Raw genomic sequence first — 20,731 nt, 5'->3', positions numbered from 1 at the left:
CCTATCTACTAAAAGCCTCGCCGGAGCAGTGCTCCGGCCTACGCTCCGTCCGCCTTGCACTCGGGCCGTTCGGACGGTTTTTCGAGGTACCCTAATGGCCACCCTCACCCTACGCTCGCTCACCAAGCGCTTCGGCGACACCGCCGCCCTCACCCCGACCGATCTGGAGGTCGCCGACGGCGAGTTCGTCGTACTGGTGGGTCCCTCGGGCTGCGGCAAGACCACGCTGCTGCGCATGGTGGCGGGCCTCGAAACGCCCAGCGACGGCGACATCCTGATCGGCGACAAGCGCGTCAACGATCTCGAACCGCGCGCGCGAGACATCGCCATGGTGTTCCAGAACTACGCGCTGTATCCGCACATGAGCGTGCGCAAGAACCTGGCCTACGGCCTGAAGCTGCGCGGCATGGCCACGGAGGAAATCACGCGGCGCGTGGAATGGGCCGCCGACCTGCTCGGCCTCGGCGAATATCTCGACCGCAAACCCCGCGCGCTCTCCGGCGGCCAGCGCCAGCGCGTCGCAATGGGGCGCGCCATCGTGCGCGAGCCGCAGTTGTTCCTGTTCGACGAGCCGCTGTCCAACCTCGACGCCAAGCTGCGCGCCTCGGTACGTGTCGAGATCAAGCGCCTGCACCAGCGCCTGGGCACCACCACGCTCTACGTCACCCACGACCAGGTCGAGGCCATGACGCTGGCGCAGCGCGTGGTGGTGATGAACCGCGGCCGGGTCGAACAGGTCGGCCATCCGTCGGCTGTCTACGCCTGCCCCGCGACCACCTTCGTCGCCGGCTTTCTCGGCTCGCCGCCGATGAACCTGTTCGAAGCGCGGCTGAACGCCACCGGCGACTCGGTGGAAATAGCCGGGGTAGAGGCTCCGCTGCCCTTACCGACGTCCATGGAAGGCGGACAGCGCGTCACGCTCGGCATACGCCCCGAGGCGTTCGTCCCGGACGCGAACGGACCGCTGCCCTTCTCGCTCGACCTGCAGGAACCGCTGGGGGCGGAAACGCTGCTGCACGGCAACATCGGCAAACAGCCCTGCACGCTGCGCCTGGCCGGCGAAACCCTGTATGCGAAAGACCAGGTGGGGCGACTCACCGTCACGCCGGACGCCCTGCATCTGTTCGACGCGGAAAACGGTGCCCGGCTGACGCAGGATTAGCCGCGCAGGTCTTCGCGCATGCGCTCGAAGGTCTCGCGGTCGATCTCGCCGCGTGCGTAGCGCTCGCGCAACGCATCCATCGCCGGGTCGCGCGGCAACGCCTCGGAACCGCGCCGTCCGCTCGCCGCACGAATCGGGCCGAACACCAGCCAGACAACAACGGCAAGTACCGCGAGCATTATCAGCAAGCCCATAAAGGGTATCCCCCCACATCGCGCCGAAGTAGAAGCCCTCATGCCCATAGCCGTAGGACATGACCGCAACCTCAACCGCCGCTGATGACGAACTTGCCGTACATGCCTTTCCTGGCGTGTCCCGGCGTCGGGCATACGTACCAGTACGTACCCTGCGCCGCGTAGTCGGCCTGGGTGATGTCGTCGGCGTTGCGCCAGGGCAGCAGCGGCATCACGCCGGCAAAGCCGGGTCCGGTCTGCATCATGGACATGTAGGCGTACGGCGGACCCGCCGGCGTGATGATCACGCCATGCTCCATGTCCTTGCCGTAGTCCATGTTGACGAGATTCACATGCACCACAGCCCCTTGCGGGACCACCAACGTCGGATTGGTGATGTTATGCACCTCGAAGGTGCCGTCGTCATGCCCCGGCTGCACCGCGGTCATGTCGATGATCACCTGGCGGCCGGTGAAGCGCACCGTGTGCGTGGCCGTATTCGGACGAAGCCTTGAGGTACTGCTTAACCTTGGCGTAGTCCCACACCTGGCCGCCCCAACCCTCGCTTACCGGACCGTCGTTGCGCGCCCCGCCGCCCATCATGCCGCCGCCGTACATACCCTGCGCCAGCACGGACACCAGCATGGCCATCGCCAGACCGAGAGCGAATCCGGCAGCCGACTTCGTCACGTCTTTCGCTTCCATCGCGAATACTCCTGCGGCCTAGTCTCCCTCAAGTCGGGAATCGAGCACCGCCTTCTGTTCGGCGAAGGTCCCGTAGGACGCTTCGCCGTCGATCACCGTGATCGGCGCGATACGCACGCCGTACCGGGACTTGGCCTCTTCGGCAACCCCGGGCTGCGTGACGTCGCGCTCCTCGAAGGCGACGCCGCATTGGTGCAGGTAGCGCTTCACCGCCGCGCAGTCGGGGCAGCCGGGACTGGTGTAGAGCAGCACGCGGTTCATGTCGTCAGCACCGGACGGCTCAGGGCCCTCAGCTCTGCACTTCGGCTTCGTAACCCTCTTCCTGCACCGCCGCGATCAGCGCCGCAACGTCCGCCTCGCCGTGCACCACGGCGCCGCCGGGGGTCAGGGTCACTTCCGCGCTTTGCACGCCCGGCACACCTTCCAGGGCTTTGGTCGCGGCGCGCACGCAGTGCTCGCAGCTCATGCCGGTGATCTTCAGATTGAAGTCGCTCATTTGCTTGCTCCTTGCAAAGGGTTACCGAATTGTTCAGGTGGTCAGGGCCGTCGCCACGCGCTGCAACTTGGCGGCCACCTCATGTCCGAGGCCTTCGATGGTCGGATTCGTGACCATGCCGAGCACGGCCGCCGGATCCATGAACACCACGCTGACCCGGCCGTCCTGTTCCTCGCGTACCACCACGTTGCAGGGCAGCAGCTTCGGTGACGCGCTGCACGGTGGTCTCGAAACCGTCGCTACTCGGCACGGTAAAAACGAACTGGCTCATGGTGTTATCTGTCTCCAGGCTTTGGGGTGAAAGTTCTATACGGCCGCATCGGCGTGGAATGCCTGCAGGCGCTTCAGACGCAAGCTGTTGCTGAGCACGAAGATCGACGACAGGCCCATGGCCACGCCGGCCAGCATCGGACTCATGTGCACGCCGAACGGCGCGGCCACGCCGGCCGCAATCGGGATCAGCAGAATGTTGTAGAAAAAGGCCCAGAACAGGTTGCCGCGGATGTTGCCCAGCGTGCGGCGCGCAGCGGTCACGGCGGTAACCACCTCGCTCAGTTGGCCTCGGGTCAGCGTAACGTCGGCCGCCTCGATGGCGATGTCGGTGCCGCTGGCCAGGGCGATGCCCACGTCGGCCTGCGCCAGCGCCGGCGCGTCGTTGATACCGTCGCCGACGAAAGCGACGCGTCGTCCGGCCTGCTGCAGCTGCGTCACGACCTTCGCTTTATCTTGCGGCAACACCTCTGCGTGTACCTCGTCGATACCAAGCTGCGTGGCCACAGACTCGGCGGTGCGGCGTGCATCGCCGGTAACCATTGCCACGGCGACCCCGCTCTTGCGCAGCGCACTCACCACGGCATGGGACTCGGGTTTGACACGGTCGGCAATGGCCAGCAGGCCCAGCACCTCGTCCCCAGCCGCGACGTAGACCACCGTGCGGCCGGCGCCTTCAAGCTCGGACGCCTGCGTGCCGAGCGCTCCGAGCGGGACGCCTTCGCGTTCCATGAAACGGCGCGCTCCCACCCGCACCCGGCGCCCTTCGAGGTCACCCTCGATGCCGTGACCGACCACTGCACGAAAGTTCTCCACCGGCGGCGCGACCATGCCGCGCTCGTCGGCGGCGGCGATGATCGCCCGCCCCAGCGGATGCTCGGAGGCCGCTTCCAGCGCCGCAGCCAGACGCAGCGCCTCGTCCGGCTCGGGTCCGGCGGACGCGACCAGCGCCGGACGACCCTCGGTCAACGTACCGGTCTTGTCGAACAGCACCGTATTCACTTTCGACAGACTCTCCAGCGCTTCGCCCTTGCGGAACAACACGCCGAGTTCCGCGGCGCGGCCGGTGCCGACCATGATCGCCGCCGGGGTCGCCAGCCCCATCGCGCACGGACAGGCCACCACCAGCACCGCCACCGCGGCCACCAGCGCCAGGCTCACGTTGCCCACCGCTGCCATCCACACGCCGAAGGCGACCAGCGCAATGGCGATGACCGCCGGCGTGAATACCCGCACCACGCGGTCGGCCAACCCCTGTATCGGCAGCTTACCGGTCTGCGCGCTCTCCACCAGTTTGATGATCTGCGCCAGTACGGTGTCCCGCCCGACCGAGGTCGCTTCGATCACCAACCGACCGTCCTGATCCACGGTGCCGCCGACCACGCTGTCGCCCTCATCCTTGGCGACCGGCAGCGGCTCGCCGGTGAGCATGGATTCGTCGACGTGCGCACGTCCTTCGACCACACGACCGTCCACCGCAAAGCGCTCGCCCGGACGCACCACCAGCCGATCGCCCACGTGCAGCTGCGCCACCGCCACGTCCTGCTCCTCGCCTGTGGCGTCGAGACGGCGGGCGGTCTTCGCCTGCAGGCCAACCAGTTTGCGGATCGCCGCCGAGGTTCGCCCCTTGACCAGCTCTTCCAAATACTTGCCCGTCAACACGGCTGCCACCACCACCGCCGCCGAGTCGAAATAGACATGGCGCGCCTCGGGCGGGAATAGGCCCGGCACCAGCAGCACCAGCAGGCTGTAGGCCCAAGCCGCGCCGGTACCGGTCGCCACCAACGAATTCATATCCGGCGACAGGTGACGATAGGCAATCCATCCGGGCCGGAAAAACCGCCGTCCGGGGCCGAACAGCACCACCGTGGCGAGCAGCAGTTGCACCCAGTCCCAAAAACGCGGAATCGGGCTCGCGGTGGCCAGCAACTGCTGCCAGGCCGGCACGAAGCTCGCCCCCATCGACAACATCAGGATCGGCAGCGCCAAAGCCAGAGCCAGGATCACGTCCCGGCCCATGGCATGCAGCGTTGCCTGGCGTTTACGGGCCTCTTCGTCATCTCCGCCCTGGTCGACCGGGTGCGCCGCATAACCGGCCTCGGTCACTGCGCCGGCGAGGGTCTGAAGGTCGGTCGTGGCCGGCGCGTAGCGCAGATGCGCGCGTTCGGTAGCCAGGTTTACGCTGACCTCGAGCACGCCGTCCTGGCGCCGCAACGCGCGCTCCACCCGCCCTACACAGGAAGCGCAGGTCATGCCTTCGACCGCCAGGTCGGCCTCGGCCGTGACCGGTGCATAGCCGATCTCGCGGATCGCCTCGGCGATCTGTTCGACCTTGAGCAACTGCGGATCGAAACGCACCTCGGCGCGCTCGGTGGCGAGATTCACGCTGGCCGAAGCGACTCCAGGAAGCTTGCGCAGGCCGCGCTCGACGCGCGCGCTGCAGGACGCGCAGGTCATGCCCTCGACGCCGATATCCAGCTCGTGCGATCCGGCGGCGGGGTCCATCAGTTCTCGTCCCTGAGCAGGGTGGCGAGTATCGGGCATTCAGCGGTCGGACCATGGCCTGGGCAGTTCTCGGCCAGCGTTCCCAGGCCCGCCTTCATGCGCTCCAGATCCTCTATCCGCCTTTCGATATCGGCGATCTTGTGCTCCGCCAACCGCTTGACGTCTCCCATGTCCGCCGCAGGCTGAGCATGCAGCGACAGCAACTCGCCGATTTCGGTCAAGGAAAATCCCAACGCCTGCGCGCGGCGGATGAAACGCAGCTGACGCACAGCCGTCATGTCGTACAGACGATAGTTGGACGCGGTACGTCCGCTCGGCTCGATCAAGCCGAGGCGCTCGTAGTAGCGCAACGTTTCAGTGGCTACGCCTTCGCTGCGCGCCAATGCCCCAATGGTGAAATCGCTTTTCATGCCCACTCCCTCCGGTGCCGCCCGATGCGCCCACGGCCCCATCCGATGATTAATCGGCGTAAGTCTACACCCTAATGTTTACTTTAGAGTCAAGAATTAATTTCCACGAACGCAGAGCTCAGGACTTCGATACGGACACAAGCGCGGACATCGGATCGACCGCCTGTCGCATAGCAGCGTGTCAGAAGCTGTAAAGCAGATTGATCGAGGTGATCGAGGTGGTCTTCGGCACGTCGGACGGCGTCCGCGTGTTATGAGTGACCGTGTAGCTGAGCTGCAGCCCGATATCGCCGTACACCGAAACGTCCAGCGAAGTGACTGCCTGGGTATAGGCGTTGTGGTCGGCGAACATTTCCACCGCCTGGGAGAACTTGGAATGGTCGCTCAGATGGTAGCTGTAGTGCGCTGCGAGGCGGGCCACGCCACCGTTGCGGCGCGGCCCATCGACCTCCTGCGTCTGCGCCAGACCTGCGCCGAGTTCCAGATCGAGCCCCTGCGGGCCGCCGTGCAGCACGCGCCAGCCGTAACCGGCGGTTTCGGAGAACTGGTAGTCGTAGCCAGCGAAACGGTCCTGCAGGCCGGCCAGATTGGTGAACAGGAAGCGGCGGGCCGTCAAATAGTAGCGCAGCGTATCGGAGCCGGCATAGCGCCGCGCGGTGGTGTTGCCGTCCTGCGAGCCGTACAACGCCGACAGCTTGAGCCGGTTGTGCCAGCGCGCATAACGGTACTTGAGTTCGAACTTGCCGTTGCCGTTGGTGTTGCTGCTGCTGCCGGTGGTGCGCACGCCGCCAAGGCTCAGCGTTCCCTTCAGCTGCGCCTTGGGTTCAAGCTGACCAAGATCGAATACCGAGGGTTCGGCGTCGATCAGGAACGGCGGATAGGGCGGATCCGCATGCGCCGCGCCTGCGGCGCACAGTGCCAGTCCACCCGCCAGGATCCGCGGCACCGTTCGCCTGCGATGCCTGCCGCACTGCCGCAAGCGTTCACTCACGGTTATCGCGTGGCGTGCAGACCGTAAGAGCCAGCGCCTCGGCGCGCGCTCCCCAGGGATTGTCGGGAGCGGCCAGCCAGGCACTGCGGTGCAGCCAGGCCAGCGCTTCACGGCTGTCGGCGAGCAGAGCCAGTTCGTCGCGCTGCAGCGCTTGCGGCCCCTCATCCAGGCAGCGCTCGCGCAACTGCCTCACGCGATCGGCGCGCGGCCCGCGTTCCGAGCGTGCCATGCCGCGGGCCAGCACGTTGCGACGCGGATGCAGGATCGCCATCTCGAAGGCGCCGAGGCCGATGCGGGAGCGCTCCAGCAACGCGTCGCATTGCAGATCGGCGAGCAGCGGATCGGCACCGGGCGCCTCCTGGGGGATCGTCCACAGGCCGGCGCGGCGCAGACGATCGCCGAGCGCGAAGCGCGACAGCAGCACCGAAGTCGGTGCAGCCAGCAGCAGCGGCACGACGACCGGCAGCGACCAGTAGAAGAACATCGGCTTGAGGTGATAGCCGAAGCCGGCCCAGGCCAAGGCGACCAGGGCCGCGGGCAGATGCTTGAGCAGCGTAGCGCCCCAGGCCAGTTCCTCGCTGCGATTCTGCCCCGCCCACTGCACCTGGATGGCCAGCAGCGCACCGACCACGTAGCGGCTGTGCGCGAGCATGCGCACCGGCGCCAGCAGCGCCGACCCCAGGGTTTCCAACAGCGCACCGCCGAGCAGGCGCGCGAGGCCGCCGTAGGCGCGCCGGCGCCAGGTGCGCAGCCCGGCGTCGACCAGGGCCAGCAGTTTCGGCAACAGCAGGATGAGCGCGGTACTCGAGGCCAGTCCCACCGCCCAGCCGGGATTCCATTGCGGCCATACCGGAAACAGGCTGTAGCGGCTGGGGAAGTAGTCGATGGGCCACAGCGTGAAGCGTGCGACTTCGGCCGTACTCAATGCCAGAAAAGCCAGCCACAGCGGCGAGGCGGCGTAGGACAATATGCCGTTGAGGAAGGCCAGGCGGTGCGCGAAGCGCACGCCGCGGGCGCCGAACAGCAGACGCAGGTGCTGCAGATTGCCCTTGGCCCAGCGGCGGTCGCGCGCCAGTTCGTCATCCAGCGACGGAGGCGATTCCTCGTAGCTGCCGTCGAGCCCGGGCTCCAGCCACACCTCGTAGCCGGCGCGCGCCATGTAGGCGGCCTCGACGAAATCGTGGCTCAGCACCGGCCCGCGGAACAAGCCCAGGCCGCGCATCGCGCGCAGACCGCAGTGGCGCATGAACGGCTCGGTGCGGATGATCGCGTTGTGCCCCCAGTAAGCCGCCTCACCGAGCTGAAGCGAAGCCAGGCCAGCAGTGAACAACGGGCCGTAGAGGTGGTTGGAGAACTGCTGCAGGCGCGCGAACGGTGAGCGTGCGTTGACCAGCGTCGGGGCCGTCTGCAAGATGCCGCAGCGTGGCTCGCGCTCCATCAGCCGCACCATCTTCACCAGGGCCTCGCCGCTCATCAGGCTGTCGGCGTCGAGCACCACGAAATAGCGGAAACGGCGCCCCCAGCGGCGCAGGAAGTCGCCGATGTTGCCCGTTTTGGCCTTCAGGTTGACGCGTCGTCGGCGATAGTGGAGCCGGCTGTGCGCATTCAGTTCGCGGCACAACTTCTGCCAGGCCGCCTGCTCGGCCAGCCAGCGTTCGGGATCGCGGCTGTCGGACAGGATGAAGAATTCGAAATAGGCCAGTTGCCCGCTCTGCTGCAACGAGCGATAGGTCGCCCGCAGCCCGCGTAGCGAACGTTCCACGTCCTCGTGATAAATCGGCATCAGCACCGCGGTAGGCGCCAACTGTGTGCCATCGAGTCTGCCCCGATGGCGGCGCAGCAGCGAGCGTGGATCGCCGCCCGCGGCACGCACAGCGAAACCGAACACGGCCATCCACATGCCCGCCGAGATCCAGGCGAACAGCAGCGTGTAGATGGCCAGCAGCGACAACTCCAGCACGCCGCTGCCGTGGTAGGGCAGGATGGCGAGCATGGTCCAGGCACCGGCCAGCGTCTGCGCCAGCACCAACGCGCTGAACAGCCCGCGCCGCCACCAGGCTGTCAGCCGCCAGGAGGAAGTCTTGTCGATGGCCGCTCCCCACCCGGGGAGCGGCAAGCCACCTTGAACCTGTTCAGACATAGCGCACGCTCCCTCGCAGGAACGGCGGCCGAGCCCCGACCTGCGGCGCAGGCGCGTGTCCGCCCAGGTCGTCGATCATCCGCTCCAGCGCACGTCCGTCGTCCCGTTCGACGGAGTGCGCCAGCAACTCCAGCACTTCGCGCCCGTCGCGCTCGATCTCATCTGTACACAGTTCTGCATAGGCCAGCGACCGCAACGTGAGACGTGCCAGTTCATCGTGTCGCATGGCGGACTGCCTACAAAATGCGGCGCTGGTGCAGGCCGGCCTTGCGCGCGGCGTCTTCGGCGTTGCGCAGCGTGGAAATCTGGTCTGGCAGCGGCGCCACCTCGGCGAGAGGCTCGACCACCTGGCGCTCCTTCGCCGCCCGCAGAAAGGCATCGACCGCCTCCCGTTCGCCGGTGGTGTGTACGGTTTCGAGCAGACCGATGTAGACGCTGCCCATTTCGTTCGGAATATCCTCCAGATCGACCTCCAGAACACCGTCGGTGTCGAAACGCACCCGGCGTTCGGCGCTGCGGCACGGACCGCCTTCTTCGGCTTCCTGCCGGTGCACGTCGAACGGCACCCGGCGCTCCATCAGTTCGGCCTCGACGCCCAAACGCTCGAAGCTCGAGCCACTGAAGCGGAACGACCGCAGGACCCTGCCGTCGTTGGCGTGCGCCGTAATCTCAACGGTGCTTCCCAAAAGGTCCTCGGCCAACGGCGTGGCCCACTCCGGAAGCGTCAGTTCAACATAGTTGCGAGTCATATCGGATCTCCTTTTCGATAAGAGAACTGCGGTTAAAGCCGTTGCTCCTGCCCTAGGACCTTCCGGTCCTAGCTGCCACCGATGCGGTTCCGCTCCGGCAGTCCATAACTCCATGTCTCGCTCAAGGTGTCCCCGCCCTGCTTGAGAAAGGCGCGCAACTCGACGGGCTTGCCGGCGGCCGGCTTGGCCAGGATCGACAGGCGCCATTGTTCGAGAGCGGGAATGTATTCGACGTAGTGCTCGATCACCTGGGTGCCGTCCTGCCCAGTCACCACGCCTTGCACGGAAGCTGCAGGTGGAAGCTTGGCCAGCAGCCCGCCGCGGAAATCGACGACGAAGCGGTAGGCACCGTCGGCCTTGCCCTTGCCGGACGTGTCACTACGCCCGACGAAGGTCTTGACGACGCGGGCCATCGATTCGCCGTCAAGCTCGGGACCACCCAGTGCGATGTCGTAGTCGAAACCGAGCCGATCCCCGGCCTCCACCGGAACGGCCGGCGTCCAAAAGGCCACGATGTTGTCGTGGGTCTCGTCCGAGCTTGGAATCTCGACCAACACGACATGCCCCTTGCCCCAGTTTCCATCCGGCGTCACCCAGGCGCTGGGACGACGCTCGTAATGGGCGACGGCATCCTGATAGTCGGTAAACGCCGTATCGCGCTGCAGCAGGCCGAAGCCGCGTACATTGTCCGTGGAGAAGTAATCGAGCTTGAGCGTGCGCGGGTTGAGCAACGGCCGCCACAGCCACTCTCCGCTACCGTTATGAATCAGCAGACCACCGGAATCATGCACCTGGGGACGCCATTCACCGGCCGGGCGGGCGGTGTTGCTGCCGTAGAAGAACATGCTGCTCAATGGCGCCACGCCGAGCTGCCTGACGCCGGTGCGCGCGAACAGCACCGCCTTGACCTGCAATCGCGTGGGTGCGCCGGGATAGACGACGAACTGGTAGGCGCCGGTCAGACTCCTCCCGTCCAGCAGCGCGTAGAACTTGATCGACGTCGCCTTGGCGTCGGGGCGGATCAGCCAGTACTGAACGAAACGGGGAAACTGCTCCCCGGACGGCAGGCCGGTATCGACTGCGATGCCGCGCGCGGAAAGACCGAAGACGTTGCCGCGCCCGATGCCGCTAAAGTTACTCGCGCCGGCGAACACCAGGAAACCGGTGCGCCCGTTCTTGTCGCCCAGCGGGTAGCTAAGCCTGAAGCCGGCGTAGCCGAGATCGTCGGGAACCTGCTGAGCGAGTTTCTGGTTGGGAAATTCGAAATCCTGCTTGTCGTATGCAAGCGAATGCACGCCTTCGGCGTCGACCACGTCGATCTTCACTGTGTGCCCGTAATACAGACCCGGCGAAACCAGACTCACCTGAAACCTGGAATCGGCCGCACGCCAAAGCGCATGCTCGGGTTTGAAGCGGATATGGCGGTAGGTGGCGTAATCCAGTTCCTGCAACGCCTTCGGAATCGCCTTGGGCGCCGCATAGGGCTGCTTGGCAAGAGCCTCGGCCTTGGCCACCGCCTGCTCGAAACCGAAACCGGCCGCCAGCGCAGCCGGCGCCATGAACACCGTCAGCAAGGCCACTCCCGCAACGCTGAAAACCCTCTGCAACAAATCCGGATGCTCCCCAATTCGAAATGTCGGGCGCATTCTCGGGGGCACGGGAGGGGACTCTCAAATGTCGCTGATTTGAGACGATGGACAAAAAATTCACATCGGCCGGGAATAAACGACGCCGCAGAGTGTTTGCCTGACAAGCGGCTCCACAGGGGGGCCGTCCGAGCACAGGAGCCACATCATGCGTACCACCCGCTTTCTCGCTGCCGCCGTTCTCGGCGGTGCCGTCCTGCCCGCCTTCGCCGGTCCGGCGGATGATGCCTGTCATCATCTGCAGGCAATCGCCGACGCCAACCTGGCGGCGATCGCAGCCGACTACGCGCCGAACGCCGTCTTCCAGTGGGTCGGCGGGCCGCTCGACGGCGCCTACGCCAACCCGGCCGCCATCCGCGGCGTATGGACCAAGTTCACCAAGGCCAACGGGCGCATCGGCCACAGCGTGAACGAGCTGCGCGTGAGCGCCAATCCCAAGGGCGCCACGGTCACCGCGGATGTGGTGTTCAAGGCCAGTAAGGACATCAAGGTGCGCTACGTCATGACCTACCGCGACGGTAAGCTCGTCAACGAAATCTGGCAGATCGACCCGAAACTCAAGGCTACCGCATACTGACCGCCCGGCCGGACGCCGCCGCCCGCGGCGCGTCCGGCCCCGACCGGGACACCCGCGATGGACTACGCGTCGATCGAACCGCACATTCCGCGCCTGCGGCGCTACGCCCGCGCCCTGCTGGGCGACCGCACGCGCGCCGATGACCTGGTGCAGGACACGCTCGAACGTGCGCTGAAGAAATTCTCGCTGTGGCGGCGCGGCACCGACCTGCGCGCCTGGCTGTTCACCCTCATGCACAACGTCTACGTCAACCAGCTCCGCACCGAGCGCACCACCCTGCCCTGGACCGACGAGCTGGACGCCCCGGTGAGTGCACGGCAGGAAAACCTGCTGGTCGCCCGCGATCTGCTGGCGGCGATCGACGCGCTGCCACCCGAGTTCCGCGAAGTGGTGCTGCTGGTCGGGCTGGAGGAATTCAGCTACGCCGAGACCGCGCGCGTGCTCGGCATTCCGCAGGGCACCGTGATGTCGCGCCTGGCGCGCGGACGCGAGCGCCTGCGCCGCGCCCTCGAAGGCGAACAGGACAACCGGATCCGGAGGATCAAATGAACCGCAAGCATCCCTTGGACGAGGAACGCCTGCAGGCCTACGTGGACGACCGGCTCGACGCCGCGGCCCGCGCCGAGGTGGAAGCGCAGCTCGACGCGGACCCCGAACTGGCGGCACGAGCCGCCGCCTACCGGCGCCAGCACAAGACCCTGCACGAAACTTTCGACGCCGTGCTCGACGAATCGCTGCCGGCGCGCCTGCGCCGTCCGCAGTCGGCACGGCGCTCCCCGCTGCTGGCGCGCGCCGCGGCCGTGCTGTGGATGATGCTCGGCGGCGGCGTCGGCTGGTTCGGCGCCACCACGCTGCAGCAGGGCGGCGCACGGCTCGCGGCCGCGCCGCCCATGCTCCCGCGCGAAGCGGCAATGGCCTACGCCGTCTACAGCCCGGAAGTCATGCACCCCGTCGAGGTCGGCGCCGCGCAGGAACCGCATCTGCTCGGCTGGCTGTCCAAGCGGCTGGGCCACCGCCTGCGCGCCCCGGATCTCGCACGGTACGGCTACCGGCTCATGGGCGGCCGCCTGCTGCCGGCGAACGCCGGGCCGGCGGCGCAGTTCATGTACGAGAACAACGCCGGCGAACGACTCACGCTGTACGTCACCGTGCCCAGGCACGCCGGCAGCGACACCGCCTTTCGGTATGCCGAGGAACACGGCGTCTCGGTGCTCTACTGGGTCGACCGCGATCTCGGCTACGCACTCTCCGCCAAACTCGGCCGCAAGCAGTTGCTGCGTATCGCGGACGGCGTCTACCGGCAGATCACGCTCTGAGTCCGTTCATGCTGTAAGTGCCGGCCGCCTTGCGACGACATACAGAGTAAAGGGACCCGCAGCCGCGCTGCCGGCCCGTTAACGCACCGATCGCCGGTGCTCCGCATCCGGCAGGGAGAGACACGCAATGCCCTCACCGCTCTGGCTCATCGCGCTCGTTCCGCTGCTCGCAGCCGGCCTGCTGCTGCTCCTGCGCGGCCGGTTGCTGCGCCACAATCCGGACCTCGGCACCTTTCTGCGCCACGGCCGCTGGCCGCGCGGCTATGCACTCACGCATGCCGGCTTCATTCTCGGTTTCCCGATGCTGATGCTCACCGGCGCCGCGCTGTACTTCGAAGCCTGGCACCGCGCCCTGATCGCCTGGCTGCCGCAGATCGAAACCGTGCACGCCTGGGGCGGCATCTCCTTCGCCGCCCTGATCCTGCTGGCCGCCGCCGGCCTGCTCGGAAGCCCCCGCCGCCCGCGCTGGCTGGACTGGTCGCTGACCGCGCTGCTCACCGCACTGGTCACGCTGAGCGGCTTCGCGCTGTGGCTGCCGGGCCGCTTCCCGGCAAGCTGGGACGCCGTCGCCTTCGCCGTGCACGGCTGGATGTCCTACGCCTGGCTGGCCTGGCTGCTGGTGCACGCCGCGCTGCGACTGTTCTCCTTCCAGCGCAAGCACCCTCTCAACGCCCGCTTCGACTATGCGCGCCGCGAGGCACTGATGAGCACTGCCGGCGCTACGGTGCTCGGCGCCGGCGCCCTGAGCTGGCTCGGCAGCCCGGCCGGCGAAGCGCCGGCGCGTGCCGACACGCCGGCCGCGGGCGCCCTCAGGACCGGCAACGTAAGATCGGCGCGCCCCCGCCAGACGCGCTTTCCGGCCTACTACACCTATGCCAACGGCTATCCCGATATTGATCCGACAACGTTCCGCCTGCGCATCGAGGGCCTGGTCGACCACCCGCTCGAACTGACTCTGGCGCAGTTCGAAGCCCTGGACCAGGTGCGGGAGCAGCGCACCTTCACCTGCGTGACCGGCTGGAGCGTTCCCAACGTGCTGTGGACCGGCGTACGTCCGCAAACGCTGCTGGAACTGGCCGGCGCGCACGCCGATGCCACCCACCTCATCTTCCACTCCGGCGACCGCGTCTACGTCGACCAGCTCACCCTCGAACAGTCCCGACTCCCGGGCGTGCTGCTCGCCCATCGCCTCGACGATGTGCCGCTGCCGCGCGAGGGCGGCTATCCATTGCGCCTGGTGGTGCCGCCGATGTACGGCTACAAGTCCGTGAAATGGGTCGACCGCATCGTCGTCGCCAATCACGGGATAGTCGGGACCTGGGAGCGCTACGGCTACGCCAACGACGCCTGGATCGGAGGCAAACGCGCCTGAGGATCTGCGGCGCGGGGTTACGAACCCGCCAAGCCGCGCCGCCGCGCCATGGCCCGGCCGAGCGCGGGGAGATCGGCGCCGGTCAGCAGCGTCCGAGCCAGGGGAAAGACTTCGGCATCCTCGAAACGAAAATGTTCGCGCTGCAGAGCGACGAATTCCGACGCCGCAGGCATGGCCGCGGCGTGACCGTCGATCACGCCCTGCAGTTCCTCCCGCAAGCGACACCAGACCTCGTCCTGCCCCAGATGCTCGGCAACTATTCGAGCCAGCCATTCGTCCACCACCGCGCGCTCGGCCGGGGTACGCGCACGCCGTTGCAGCGCGGGTAGCAGATCGACTTCCTCATCGGCATGATGATGCGGGCCGGCCTCGTCGAAGTAAGTACAGACGCGCCGGGCGGCATCACCCGCCTGGCTGTCGGCGCCAGCCGATTCGAGATGATTTTCCAGGCGTTCCAGCGTTTCGCAAAAGCCGGCGATGCGTTGGTGGCAACCGGCCAGCATTCCAAGTGGGTCGTCGAGACCGGCGGCAGGCGTCGGAAACAGCATGGGCAAGCTCCCCGGAGCCATCTTCACAGCGATACACCAAATCAGAGACATTAGACCGGCAACTGAATATTTGCACCTTCAGAGCATCGACAGGCTTGCGCAGAAACACCTGCCTTGGCAGCATCTCTGACCTCGTCACCCAAGCCTATTCAGGAACCCATTCATGCCAACCCCAGCCCAGCTTATCGGCCACCGCGGCGCCGCACGTCTTGCACCCGAGAACACCCTCCCCGGCATCGAACTGGCCGCCCGACTCGGCTTGCCGTGGATCGAAATCGACGCGCAGCTCACCCGCGACGGCGTGCTGGTGCTGATGCACGATCACGAACTCGAGCGCACCACCGACCTGACAGGCACGGTGCGCGAGCACGACTGGGCCACGCTCGCACAGGCCGACGCCGGTGCCTGGTTCGGACCTGAGTACGCCGGCGTCCGCATTCCTCGCCTGGACGCCACGATCGAACTCTGCCGCAGTCTCGGCATAGGCATGCACATCGAGATCAAGCCACTCGACACCCACGAAACCGACACCGCCGAGGCGGTTGCCGATCTGCTCCGTACGGTCGCGCTGCCCGAGTCGCTGATCATCTCGAGCTTCTCCGGCAACACCGTCGCCACGATGCACAGACTGCTGCCCGACCACCCGCGCGCGCAGGGTGCAGAGCATTTTCCCGAGGACTGGCGCGAGATCAGCCGGAGCCTCGAACTCGATGCCTGGCATGTGGACGCGAACATCGTCACCCCCGAGTTGGCGCCCATGCTGCGCGAGGCCGGTCTGGCCGTGCGTGCCTGGACGGTCAATGATCGCGACCGTGCCCGGCAGTTGATCGACTGGGGCGTGGAGTCGGTGTTCACCGATGATCCGCCGACTCTGTTGGGGCGCTGACGCGCTTTTTGGGGTGTGGTTTTGGGTGCGAATCCGCGTTTGCGGTTTTGATCCTGCGTGAGTGAGAGCGACGTGTTTACTGGCTGTGGCGGCGTGTTTCGGGCGCGATCCGATGCATGGGGATTCGCTCTGGCTCGGTGACGCGCCCGAGCCGATTTGTTCGGCGCATCCCTGCGCCTCACCCCTTCGGGGTTTGCGCGAAAAATTGCTCCCGGCGATTTTTTCTTTGAGTGCGCAAAGAAACCGGCGAAAGAAACGCACCCCCAAGCACTCTGCGCCTGTGCCATTCACGGCTGCAGCGTCTTCAGGCTATTTCGCCACAAGGCGCATCGCGCCGGGAAGGCTCATTGCCTTCACAAGCGACGCAACACCGGGGCGGGACAGCCTGGTGTCGCCCTTCGGGTGGGCTGGTGTGCGCCCATGGCTGCGTTGCGGCGCTTGCCAAGGGCTCGGGCCATTGCCTTCGCACCGCGCCTTGCCCTGAACACACACCAACCCACTGCAGTCGCGAATGGCACAGGTGCAGAGTGCTGTGCTTGTCCCTGACGGGCAACCTCGCGAACGTACGCCTGAACGGGGCTCGCAGCTATAGCCATCCAGGCCAAGAGCTGCTTGGCCGGCGCCCTGCCGGCCATCCCCGCCCAGGCGCACGCCCGCGAGGCAAGCGATCAGGGGGGGACCTAACGTCAAAACAGCGCAAGTCCGAAACCAAATCATTCTGAACTGGTTTGGGTGTAACTCACAGGGCTGGGGCACGTTCTGTTTTGTCTCCCCGGTTCCTGTGTGGCCTTGCCTCGAGCGTGCGCCCCGGCGCGGGGTCGGGCGGCAGGGAAGCCGCCCGAGCAGGCTTTGCCAGGATAGCAAGTGCCTGCGGTGCCCCGCGATGGGGTGTGCGCTCGAGGTCCGCCCGTAGGGACAAGGCTCGGGCGCATCACCGAATCAGAGCGAATCCTCAGGCATCGAATCGCGCCCGAAACAGATCACCCAAGCCAGCAATTACGTCGTCTTCACTGCCGCAGGATCAAAAACGTCCCGCAGCTGATTCGCGCTGGACACGGCCCCCGACTGTCAAACGAAACCGTGTTCAAAAAGGCCGCAACACAACCCACCAACACTCACCCAACCCGCTGCCGAAACTCCCTCAACCACGCCTGCGACAACTCCCCCGCCCGTAAGCGCTCATCGGCACTCAACTCCCGCGCAACCCGCTCGCGATAGCGCGCAGCGTTGGCCGCACCGAGTTCGGCGGCGATGTTGAACCACTTGTAGGCATCCACATCGCTGCGCGGCACTCCCTCGCCCATGGCGAAACAGCGCCCGAGGTTGCTTGCGGCATGAGGCTCACCGGCCTGCGCAGCGCGGTAATACCACTGCGCGGCCTGTTCGGCATCCCTAGGCAACCCCCGGCCGGCGTCGTACTTCAGGCCGAGACGGAACTGCGCCTGTACATTACCTGCATCCGCGGCCACCCAGAACCAATGCGCAGCTTCGCCGGCGTCCGCCGGCATGCCTTCGCCTTCGTCCAGCATCACAGCCAGATTGAAGGCGGCGTCGGCAAAGCCTTGCGTGGCAGCCTGGCGGTAGTACTGCACCGCCAACACCTTGTCTTCGGGCACACCATCGCCGGCATCGCAGAGAACACCGAGGTTGTACTGCGAGCGTGCATCGCCCTGCTCGGCCAGCATCCGCCACAAACGCAGGGCCGTCTCGCGGTCACCGCTAAGATAGAGATCGAGAGCGGTGTTGAAATCGGTCATACTGTCACCCTGTTATAGCCTTAGCATCATCATGAGATGGGTTCCAGACACGTATCCCGGACACGACACACTTCAACGCCTCCCCTTGGAACGGTCCGGGCAGGCGGAGACCGTCCGGACGGCAGGCACATTGCCGACGTCACCATGTTCTACGCGCCTCAAAGCGGTGGTGTGCGTCGCTACTTGGACGCCAAGCGCGCCTGGTTCGCGCATCATACGCCCTGGCGCCACAGCCTGTTGACACCTGGGCTGCATGTGGGGGAGCCCGCACCTGGACACTACACCCTGCCGGCCCCGCCGCTGCCGTTCTCCAACGGCTACCGTTTCCCGCTGCGCCGCACGACCTGGCAGCACAAACTGGCCGAACTCGCCCCCGATCTGATCGAGGCCGGCGATCCCTATCGCCTCGCGCGTGCCGCACTCGAAGCCGGCCAGCGCCTGGGGATCCCCGTGGTGGGCTTCTACCACTCCGATCTGCCCCGCCTGCTCGACAAACGCCTCGGCTGCTGGATCCTGCCCGCGGTACGGCGCTACGTGCAGACGCTGTACCGGGAATTCGATCAAGTGTTCACCCCCAGCCGCAGCATGCGCGATACCCTGCTGGATATCGGCGTGGAACGCGTTGCCGTCCAGCCGCTGGGCGTCGATACCGTGCAGTTCCATCCACAGCTGGGCGATACCACGCTGCGCGACCGCCTGAGTATTCCCCGGGAGACGAAGCTGTTGGCCTTCGCCGGGCGCTACGCGCGCGAAAAGAATCTCGATCAACTGGTACAGGCCTTCGCGCTGCTCGGCCCGCAATACCACCTGCTGCTGCTCGGCCCGGACATGCCCTACCGTTCCGGCGGCAACGTCAGTTGCCTGTCGCGCTTCTTCGGCGCCGACGAACTTGCGCCCCTGCTGGCCGGAGCGGACGCCCTGATCCATGCCGGCGATACGGAGACCTTCGGCCTGATCGTGCTTGAGGCCATGGCCAGCGGCCTGCCGGTGATCGGCGTAGACGCCGGCGCCATCCCCGAGTTGGTCACGCCGGAAGTCGGCGTGCTGGCGCGCTCGAGCATGCCGGAGCACCTGGGCGAGGCGGTGCGCGCACTGTTCGAACACGACACGGCGGCGATGGGCCGCGCCGCCCGGCAGCGCGTCGAAGCCCACTGGAGCTGGGACAGCGCGTTCACCGGACTGATCGAACGCTACGCCGCGCTGACCGGCGCGGCGGTGCCACATGCGACGCAGGCAAGAAAACATGCGAGCGGCTGAAATGCGGCCCGCGGTCAGCGTCGTGCTGCACGACGTCGCCCCCGCCACCTGGCCGGCCTGCGCCCGACTGCTGGAGATGATCGACGGCTGCGGCGAAGTGCCCGTCACCCTGCTGGTGGTCCCCGACTACCACCACCGCGGCCGCATCGAGGACGACTCCGCATTCCGCAGCGCTATCGAACAAAGACTTACGCGCGGTGACGAACTCGCGCTGCACGGCCTCCACCACCTGGACGACAGCGCGCCGCGCCCGCGCGGCCCGCTGCAGTGGGCGACACGCCGGCTGTATACCGCTTCGGAAGGCGAATTCGCCGCGCTTGATACCGTCACCGCCGAACGACACATGTCTGCGGGTCTGGAGCAGTTCGCCAGGCTGGGCTGGACGGTGCGCGGTTTCGTCGCCCCCGCCTGGCTGATGAGCGAGGGCACCCGCGCGGCACTGGGCCGCATGCCCTTCGCCTACACGTCCACCCGCAGCGCGCTCTATGCTCTGCCCGATTGGTACGAATACCGCTATCCCAGTCTGGTGTGGAGCGTGCGCTCGGCCTGGCGCCGTGGCGCCTCACGCATCGTCAACACGGTGCAGGAGCAACGTCTGCGCGAGGCGCCGCTGCTGCGCCTCGGCCTGCACCCGGCTGACGCCGAACACCCGGCCGCCGTGGCCTTCTGGCGAGACGTGCTTAACCGCGCGCTGCGTACGCGCCAGGCGATGACCAAGGCCGACTGGCTGGAGCACGCGGTGTGAAGCGCTATCTGGCGATCGCTGCGCTCAGCCTGCTGCTGAGCGTGGCGATCCCGCTCGTCTACGGCGGCAGCGACGTACTGCCGCAACTCATCCGAGTATCGCCCTGGCTGATCATTGGCACGCTCGGCATGATTTTGCTTGGCTGGTGCTTCAACGCCGCACGCCTGCGCTTGCTGCTGGGTGGCGTGGCGCACGCCATACCGCGACGACGGGCGCTGGCGACCGTTATCGCCACCGAATTCGCCGGCGTCGCCTCGCCCGCCGGCGTAGGCGGCCCGCTCACCTACGTGTACCTGCTGCATCGGCAAGGGCTGTCCACCGCCCGCGCCGCTTCGCTCTATGCGATCGACCAGATCACCGATCTGACCTTCTTTGCCACCGCGCTGCCGCTGGCGCTGGCGGTATTCACCTTCGATCAGCGCTTGGAGCACCCCTTGCTGCTGGCAACGCTGCTGCTCGTGTTGCTCGGCACGGGCCTCGGCCTGCTCTGGGGGCTGATGCGCCGCTACCGCGGCATGCTGCGCCTGTTCGGCCGCATTCTGCGGCCGCTGCGCGTCAGCGAGCGACGCCGGCGCAAGATGGCGCGTTGGATTATTCAGTTTCGCCACGGCATCGCCCTGCTGCTGAGCATGCCCCGGCACCGGCTGATCCTGCTGTACGGCTTCTGCATGGGGCACTGGCTGATGCGCTACAGCGTACTGCCGGTTATTCTGCTCGGCCTCGGGCACGCCGTGCCTTGGTCGTATCTGTTCATCATCCAGGGCATGCTGCTGTTCGCCGGCCAATTGAGTTTCCTGCCGGGAGGTACCGGCAGCGTCGAGGTCGGCTTCGCCGCGTTGCTCGCGCCCTGGCTCGCACCCGAACCTCTAGCTCTGGCATTGGTGCTGTGGCGTTTCACCACGTTCTATTGGTATCTGCTGGCCGGCGCACCGGTATTTCTGACGAGCGCGGGCGGCGCAACGCGGAGACTGTTGCTGGCCCGCAACAAGCCCTGAGCGCCGCGCCGCCTAGGGACACGTTGATTAA

Annotated in this window: 24 protein-coding genes; 9 read left to right on the top strand and 15 right to left on the bottom strand. The window is 66.6% G+C overall.

Features of this window, described 5'->3' with window-relative positions:
- The first annotated feature begins 94 nt into the window (after positions 1-94).
- Positions 95-1,162 carry a sn-glycerol-3-phosphate ABC transporter ATP-binding protein UgpC gene (ugpC, locus tag P8014_RS13340; protein ID WP_337817813.1) on the top strand — a complete coding sequence of 356 codons (1,068 nt, stop codon included), beginning with the start codon at positions 95-97 and terminating at the stop codon, positions 1,160-1,162.
- On the opposite strand, the gene P8014_RS13335 is transcribed toward ugpC, so the two are convergent.
- The 13 genes from P8014_RS13335 to P8014_RS13275 form a co-directional block, all read right to left on the bottom strand.
- Entirely contained in the window at positions 1,159-1,356 is a 198-nt protein-coding gene (locus tag P8014_RS13335) for an SHOCT domain-containing protein (protein ID WP_337817812.1), read from the bottom strand. The genes ugpC and P8014_RS13335 overlap by 4 nt on opposite strands.
- A gap of 71 nt (positions 1,357-1,427) precedes the next feature.
- Positions 1,428-1,784: a sulfocyanin-like copper-binding protein gene (locus tag P8014_RS13330; protein WP_337817811.1), complete on the bottom strand. Its 357-nt coding sequence runs from the start codon at positions 1,782-1,784 to the stop codon at positions 1,428-1,430.
- On the bottom strand, positions 1,759-2,040 hold the full coding sequence (locus tag P8014_RS13325) for a hypothetical protein (protein ID WP_337817810.1): 282 nt from the start codon (positions 2,038-2,040) through the stop codon (positions 1,759-1,761). Before P8014_RS13325 ends, P8014_RS13330 begins: the two co-directional genes overlap by 26 nt.
- 18 nt (positions 2,041-2,058) lie before the next feature.
- Positions 2,059-2,301, bottom strand: coding sequence for a glutaredoxin (locus P8014_RS13320; RefSeq protein ID WP_337817809.1), 243 nt, complete (start codon positions 2,299-2,301; stop codon positions 2,059-2,061).
- Between the two features lie 28 nt (positions 2,302-2,329).
- The gene (locus tag P8014_RS13315) at positions 2,330-2,536 is read right to left on the bottom strand and encodes a cation transporter (RefSeq protein WP_337817808.1); all 207 of its coding nucleotides are present in this window, start codon (positions 2,534-2,536) and stop codon (positions 2,330-2,332) included.
- A 33-nt stretch (positions 2,537-2,569) separates the two neighbouring features.
- Positions 2,570-2,734 (bottom strand): DUF302 domain-containing protein, encoded by a 165-nt coding sequence (locus P8014_RS13310; RefSeq protein WP_337817823.1) that lies wholly within the window; start codon positions 2,732-2,734, stop codon positions 2,570-2,572.
- Between the two features lie 108 nt (positions 2,735-2,842).
- Positions 2,843-5,311 carry a heavy metal translocating P-type ATPase gene (locus P8014_RS13305; RefSeq protein WP_337817807.1) on the bottom strand — a complete coding sequence of 823 codons (2,469 nt, stop codon included), beginning with the start codon at positions 5,309-5,311 and terminating at the stop codon, positions 2,843-2,845.
- Positions 5,311-5,721: a heavy metal-responsive transcriptional regulator gene (locus P8014_RS13300; RefSeq protein WP_337817806.1), complete on the bottom strand. Its 411-nt coding sequence runs from the start codon at positions 5,719-5,721 to the stop codon at positions 5,311-5,313. The genes P8014_RS13305 and P8014_RS13300 overlap by 1 nt, the downstream gene beginning before the upstream one ends.
- Before the next feature lie 181 nt (positions 5,722-5,902).
- Positions 5,903-6,712 (bottom strand): DUF481 domain-containing protein, encoded by an 810-nt coding sequence (locus P8014_RS13295; protein ID WP_337817805.1) that lies wholly within the window; start codon positions 6,710-6,712, stop codon positions 5,903-5,905.
- Positions 6,705-8,852, bottom strand: a complete 2,148-nt coding sequence (gene mdoH, locus P8014_RS13290) for a glucans biosynthesis glucosyltransferase MdoH (RefSeq protein ID WP_337817804.1) — start codon at positions 8,850-8,852, stop codon at positions 6,705-6,707. Before mdoH ends, P8014_RS13295 begins: the two co-directional genes overlap by 8 nt.
- Complete coding sequence (locus P8014_RS13285) at positions 8,845-9,078, bottom strand: hypothetical protein (protein ID WP_337817803.1); 234 nt, start codon at positions 9,076-9,078, stop codon at positions 8,845-8,847. Before P8014_RS13285 ends, mdoH begins: the two co-directional genes overlap by 8 nt.
- A 10-nt stretch (positions 9,079-9,088) precedes the next feature.
- Positions 9,089-9,601: a hypothetical protein gene (locus P8014_RS13280; protein ID WP_337817802.1), complete on the bottom strand. Its 513-nt coding sequence runs from the start codon at positions 9,599-9,601 to the stop codon at positions 9,089-9,091.
- Between the two features lie 68 nt (positions 9,602-9,669).
- Positions 9,670-11,211, bottom strand: coding sequence for a glucan biosynthesis protein G (locus P8014_RS13275; RefSeq protein ID WP_337817801.1), 1,542 nt, complete (start codon positions 11,209-11,211; stop codon positions 9,670-9,672).
- A 184-nt stretch (positions 11,212-11,395) separates the two neighbouring features.
- On the opposite strand from P8014_RS13275, the gene P8014_RS13270 reads away from it, so the two are divergent.
- The 4 genes from P8014_RS13270 (at position 11,396) to P8014_RS13255 (ending at position 14,512) form a co-directional block, all read left to right on the top strand.
- Positions 11,396-11,824: a nuclear transport factor 2 family protein gene (locus P8014_RS13270; RefSeq protein ID WP_337817800.1), complete on the top strand. Its 429-nt coding sequence runs from the start codon at positions 11,396-11,398 to the stop codon at positions 11,822-11,824.
- A gap of 57 nt (positions 11,825-11,881) precedes the next feature.
- Positions 11,882-12,373 (top strand): RNA polymerase sigma factor, encoded by a 492-nt coding sequence (locus P8014_RS13265; protein ID WP_337817799.1) that lies wholly within the window; start codon positions 11,882-11,884, stop codon positions 12,371-12,373.
- A complete protein-coding gene (locus P8014_RS13260; protein WP_337817798.1) occupies positions 12,370-13,140 on the top strand; it encodes an anti-sigma factor in 771 nt (256 codons plus the stop codon). The genes P8014_RS13265 and P8014_RS13260 overlap by 4 nt, the downstream gene beginning before the upstream one ends.
- Positions 13,141-13,267: 127 nt before the next feature.
- Complete coding sequence (locus tag P8014_RS13255) at positions 13,268-14,512, top strand: molybdopterin-dependent oxidoreductase (RefSeq protein ID WP_337817797.1); 1,245 nt, start codon at positions 13,268-13,270, stop codon at positions 14,510-14,512.
- Between the two features lie 17 nt (positions 14,513-14,529).
- Here the strand turns inward: P8014_RS13255 and P8014_RS13250 are convergent, their stop codons facing one another.
- Positions 14,530-15,060: a hemerythrin domain-containing protein gene (locus P8014_RS13250; protein ID WP_337817796.1), complete on the bottom strand. Its 531-nt coding sequence runs from the start codon at positions 15,058-15,060 to the stop codon at positions 14,530-14,532.
- 163 nt (positions 15,061-15,223) lie between these two features.
- Here P8014_RS13250 and P8014_RS13245 point away from each other — a divergent pair, with 163 nt between their 5' ends.
- Positions 15,224-15,946: a glycerophosphodiester phosphodiesterase family protein gene (locus P8014_RS13245; protein ID WP_337817795.1), complete on the top strand. Its 723-nt coding sequence runs from the start codon at positions 15,224-15,226 to the stop codon at positions 15,944-15,946.
- 1,115 nt (positions 15,947-17,061) lie between these two features.
- Here the strand turns inward: P8014_RS13245 and P8014_RS13240 are convergent.
- Positions 17,062-17,703 carry a tetratricopeptide repeat protein gene (locus P8014_RS13240; protein WP_337817794.1) on the bottom strand — a complete coding sequence of 214 codons (642 nt, stop codon included), beginning with the start codon at positions 17,701-17,703 and terminating at the stop codon, positions 17,062-17,064.
- A gap of 144 nt (positions 17,704-17,847) precedes the next feature.
- Here P8014_RS13240 and P8014_RS13235 point away from each other — a divergent pair, with 144 nt between their 5' ends.
- From P8014_RS13235 to P8014_RS13225, 3 genes are read left to right on the top strand one after another with little or no spacing between them, the layout of a single operon-like run.
- Positions 17,848-18,960 (top strand): glycosyltransferase family 1 protein, encoded by a 1,113-nt coding sequence (locus P8014_RS13235; RefSeq protein ID WP_337817793.1) that lies wholly within the window; start codon positions 17,848-17,850, stop codon positions 18,958-18,960.
- The gene (locus P8014_RS13230; protein WP_337817792.1) at positions 18,947-19,705 is read left to right on the top strand and encodes a polysaccharide deacetylase family protein; all 759 of its coding nucleotides are present in this window, start codon (positions 18,947-18,949) and stop codon (positions 19,703-19,705) included. Before P8014_RS13235 ends, P8014_RS13230 begins: the two co-directional genes overlap by 14 nt.
- Positions 19,702-20,700 carry a lysylphosphatidylglycerol synthase transmembrane domain-containing protein gene (locus P8014_RS13225; RefSeq protein WP_337817791.1) on the top strand — a complete coding sequence of 333 codons (999 nt, stop codon included), beginning with the start codon at positions 19,702-19,704 and terminating at the stop codon, positions 20,698-20,700. Before P8014_RS13230 ends, P8014_RS13225 begins: the two co-directional genes overlap by 4 nt.
- Positions 20,701-20,731: the final 31 nt, after the last annotated feature.

The organism is Acidihalobacter sp., from assembly GCF_037381185.1.
Lineage (GTDB): Bacteria > Pseudomonadota > Gammaproteobacteria > DSM-5130 > Acidihalobacteraceae > Acidihalobacter_A.
This window is presented reverse-complemented; position numbering and strand designations above follow the sequence as displayed.